This is a genomic window from bacterium (genome assembly GCA_040753085.1).
Classification (GTDB): domain Bacteria; phylum UBA9089; class JASEGY01; order JASEGY01; family JASEGY01; genus JASEGY01.
Window position 1 is genome coordinate 1 of record JBFMHI010000211.1, and the last position, 3,555, is coordinate 3,555.

Below are 3,555 nucleotides of genomic sequence, written 5' to 3' on the forward strand. Positions count from 1 at the left end.
AAGGATAAGCCTCAAGGGAGGGGAAGCTCTTATGCCGACGCTGTCAGGACAAAAGGAGATGAAACTTAACCCATAGCACTATAATCTGTAATGAGCTTACTTTTTTAACTTGATTTTGAGTAGATACCTCAGGAGTAAATCTGACGATGAAGGCACCAAGACCCGAAGGGGGATTAATGGAATTTGGAGAGTTAGTTAAGAAGTTTTCTCCCCGAATAAGACATTTAGCGGCCAAGTCAGCTCCTTACATCAGGGGGATCATAGATAAGGATGACCTATTCCAGGAGATGCTTTATCACCTCTGGGAGAGATGGCGAAAGGGAGAGCTTGAAGGGAAAAACGAGGCTTATATTATGGGAAGCTGCTATTTCCATCTAAAGAATTACCTGCGTCGATACAAAGAAAAGGCCAAGGTGGTAAGTCTTAATGAACCATTAGGAGAAGACGGCATCTCCTTAGAGGAACTGATTGTTGGTCAGACTCCCCTTTTTGAGGAAAAAGTAGATGATATGCTTTTTATTCGTCAGATGAAAGAGAAAGAGTTGACTCGGCGCGAAGAAGAAGTAGCTGAACTCCTCTCACAGGATTATACGGTAAGAGCCATTAGCCAAAAACTGGGCATCTCTCATGTCCGGGTAATCCAGATTAAAGAGAATATTGGCAAAAAATTTAAGAAGGGGGGTTACCAAAAGGGATGATTTTTTACCAAAAGTAAGTCTATCTTCTATGCTGATGATAATCTTTCTTCAACTTTCTCTAAGATCTTTGTCTGATTAAGAAGCATCTGGGCAATTCCCTTCTGGCTTTCTTCAATATGCTCCAGGGCAGTCATCATCTCCCTTTGAACATTCATCATCTCCCTTTGAAGATGACCATTACTTTTCCAGATATAGGCTAAAATTAGACCTAAGAGGGTCAAGCTTAAACCCATTAAACCTATGGCAATCTCCATCTCTATCCTCCTCTTATTCAGGATCCAATATTATATTTATATCATATTTCTCGACTTTTGTCAAGATTTACCAAAGGAAAATATGGGCAAAAAATTTAAGAAGGGGGGTTACCAAAAGGGATGATTTTTTACTTATATAGACATAATGAAGAGAACCCCCCTTGAAAAGGCCATAGAAGAACTTGAGGAAATATTTCTTACCTGGGATGATGAGGCTCTGTATGGATTCATCCTGGAGGTGGTAGAGAAGCCCTTGCTGGAAAAGCTCCTTGAGAGAACCGGTGGCGATCAGGAGAAAGTGGCTAAAATTCTCCACGTAGACCAACAGACCATCCAGGCCAAGATCGAGGAGATTAAAGGGTTGCAAGACAGAACCCAGAACACAGAGCCCAGATAAGCCTGGCATCTGTAATCTGTGATCTGTGATCTGATATCTAATTTTAAGGAGGTAGTAGAAGTGGCACAAACAAAAGAGGATGTATTAAAGTTGGTCAAGGAGCAGGATGTCAAGTTTATCCGTTTATGGTTTACGGATATCCTGGGGCAGGTAAAGAGCTTCGCTATTACTGAGGCAGAGCTTGAGCATGCCTTAAATGATGGGATGGGCTTTGATGGTTCATCCATTACCGGGTATCAGTCGATTGAAGAGAGCGATATGATCGCTAAGCCTGATCCTTCCACCTTCCAGATACTTCCCTGGAGGCCGAAAGAGAAGGCCGTGGCCAGGATGATCTGTGATGTGTTGGTTCCGGGAGGGAAGTCTTATGAGGGAGACCCCCGTTATGTGTTGCGAAAAGTGCTCCAGCGCGCCAAAGATATGGGGTTTGACCATTATTACATTGGCCCTGAACTTGAGTATTTCTACTTCAATTCCTCGGATGCCCCGGAGGTGCTTGACAGCGGAGGATATTTCGATTTAACCACGCTTGATGCCGCCTCAGACTTGAGAAGAGAGACCGTCCTGGCTTTAGAGGCCATGGGCATTCAGGTGGAATACAGTCATCATGAAGTGGGGCCTTCTCAGCATGAGATCGACATGCGATATGCCGATGCCTTGCTGATGGCTGATAATATGGTGACCTACCGGTTAGTGGTCAAGGAGATAGCTCAAAAGTACGGCGTCTTTGCCAGCTTTATGCCCAAACCAATCTTTGGTGAAAATGGAAGTGGGATGCATACTCATCAGTCCCTTTTTAAGGGTGACAAAAATACCTTCTTTGACCCCAATGATAAATACCACTTGAGCGACGTGGCTAAGAGCTTCATTGCCGGGCAGCTAAGACATGCCAAAGAGATGAGCTCTGTCTTTGCCCAGTGGGTAAATTCTTACAAAAGGCTTGTGCCAGGATATGAAGCGCCGGTCTATATTGCCTGGTCACAAAGAAATAGATCAGCCCTGGTCAGGGTGCCTGTCTATCACCCAGGTAAAGAACAGGCCACCCGGATGGAACTGCGATGTCCTGACCCTGCTTGCAATCCCTATCTCACCTTTGCGGTTATCCTCCAGGCTGGCCTGGATGGAATTGAGAAGAAATATGAACTCCCGGAACCAATGGAAAAGAACCTTTATCATTTGACAGATGTGGAAAGAAAGGCCCGGGGGATAGATTCCTTGCCCGGCAGTCTGGGCCAGGCAATTAGTATCACTGAGAACAGCGAATTGGTGAGAAGGACCTTAGGCGACCATATCTTCACCCGGTTTATTGAGTTAAAAAAGAAGGAATGGGAAGAGTATCGTATCCAGGTAAGCCAGTATGAGTTGGATAAATATCTTCCGATTCTGTAAGGAAAAAGGGGAGAAGAGATATTAAGGTAGGAAGGCAGGAGTTACTATCCGACTAACGGCCGCGATGAGCCGCCCCAGTGGGGTTGGCTCCATCGCGTTGTTCGACGATTTCTCATCAGGATTCATCAAGAGCTTCGAGGTCAGCCGCGCCTTTTTTCCGGCCGCATGCACGCTTGTTCCTCAGAAAGTCCTCCCTGCCTATGTAGAAGACAGGGACGTCTCCATACTCTCCCGAAACTCGATGGCCAAACGCTTCTTCCCAAGAGACTCCCGATATAGAAGTCATTAAGTCAACCCGAACCGGCGGATAGCCAAGCTGAACTACTTTGTCCGGTTCGATGAAGTCCTGCCCAGACAGTCCTACCGACCCAAACCCGAACTCCTTGAGTACAGCCATAATGCGCCCCGCGTTCGCCTCGCCCGGACGTACGTAGATGTCCATATCGCCAGTGTACCTGGGTGCCCCGTAGAACGCAAGCGCATACGCCCCAACGATGACATATTCAACCGCATGCGCGTTGAACAACGCGAGCAGTTCTTTGAAGTCTTGCTGAGCTTCCATCCTGCAACTTCCTCAACTGTTCAACTGTTTCAACTCGCTCGGAAGGGCTTCTTGACAGCCAGTAGGCAAGATTGACTTTCACTTCACAAAAATCTGGCAAACTTGCCTTCGTGACAATTTTCTGAATCATAAAACCTCCCTTGCAACATCTATGGAGGACCGTATCTACTCAAAATCAAGTTAAAAAAGTAAGCTCATTACAGATTATAGTGCTATGGGTTAAGTTTCATCTCCTTTTGTCCTGACAGCGTCGGC

Annotated in this window: 5 protein-coding genes; 3 read left to right on the forward strand and 2 right to left on the reverse strand. The window is 45.9% G+C overall.

The annotated features are described in order from the left end of the window. The first annotated feature begins 146 nt into the window (after window positions 1-146). Window positions 147-698 carry a sigma-70 family RNA polymerase sigma factor gene (locus AB1797_13565; protein MEW5768613.1) on the forward strand — a complete coding sequence of 184 codons (552 nt, stop codon included), beginning with the start codon at window positions 147-149 and terminating at the stop codon, window positions 696-698. A gap of 26 nt (window positions 699-724) precedes the next feature. On the opposite strand, the gene AB1797_13570 is transcribed toward AB1797_13565, so the two are convergent. Further along, window positions 725-952, reverse strand: coding sequence for a hypothetical protein (locus AB1797_13570; protein MEW5768614.1), 228 nt, complete (start codon window positions 950-952; stop codon window positions 725-727). Between the two features lie 145 nt (window positions 953-1,097). Here AB1797_13570 and AB1797_13575 point away from each other — a divergent pair, with 145 nt between their 5' ends. Both AB1797_13575 and AB1797_13580 read left to right on the forward strand, forming a co-directional pair. Next, window positions 1,098-1,349 carry a helix-turn-helix domain-containing protein gene (locus AB1797_13575; protein MEW5768615.1) on the forward strand — a complete coding sequence of 84 codons (252 nt, stop codon included), beginning with the start codon at window positions 1,098-1,100 and terminating at the stop codon, window positions 1,347-1,349. A gap of 60 nt (window positions 1,350-1,409) precedes the next feature. After that, a complete protein-coding gene (locus AB1797_13580; GenBank protein ID MEW5768616.1) occupies window positions 1,410-2,738 on the forward strand; it encodes a glutamine synthetase family protein in 1,329 nt (442 codons plus the stop codon). A 115-nt stretch (window positions 2,739-2,853) separates the two neighbouring features. Here the strand turns inward: AB1797_13580 and AB1797_13585 are convergent, their stop codons facing one another. Beyond that, window positions 2,854-3,300, reverse strand: coding sequence for a hypothetical protein (locus AB1797_13585; GenBank protein MEW5768617.1), 447 nt, complete (start codon window positions 3,298-3,300; stop codon window positions 2,854-2,856). Between the last annotated feature and the right edge of the window lie 255 nt (window positions 3,301-3,555).

Coding starts and splice junctions, on each gene's coding strand:
- AB1797_13575 (MEW5768615.1), top strand. CDS start 1,098: ATGAAGAGAACCCCCCTTGAAAAGGCCATAGAAGAACTTGAGGAAATA.
- AB1797_13585 (MEW5768617.1), bottom strand. CDS start 3,300: ATGGAAGCTCAGCAAGACTTCAAAGAACTGCTCGCGTTGTTCAACGCG.
- AB1797_13565 (MEW5768613.1), top strand. CDS start 147: ATGAAGGCACCAAGACCCGAAGGGGGATTAATGGAATTTGGAGAGTTA.
- AB1797_13570 (MEW5768614.1), bottom strand. CDS start 952: ATGGAGATTGCCATAGGTTTAATGGGTTTAAGCTTGACCCTCTTAGGT.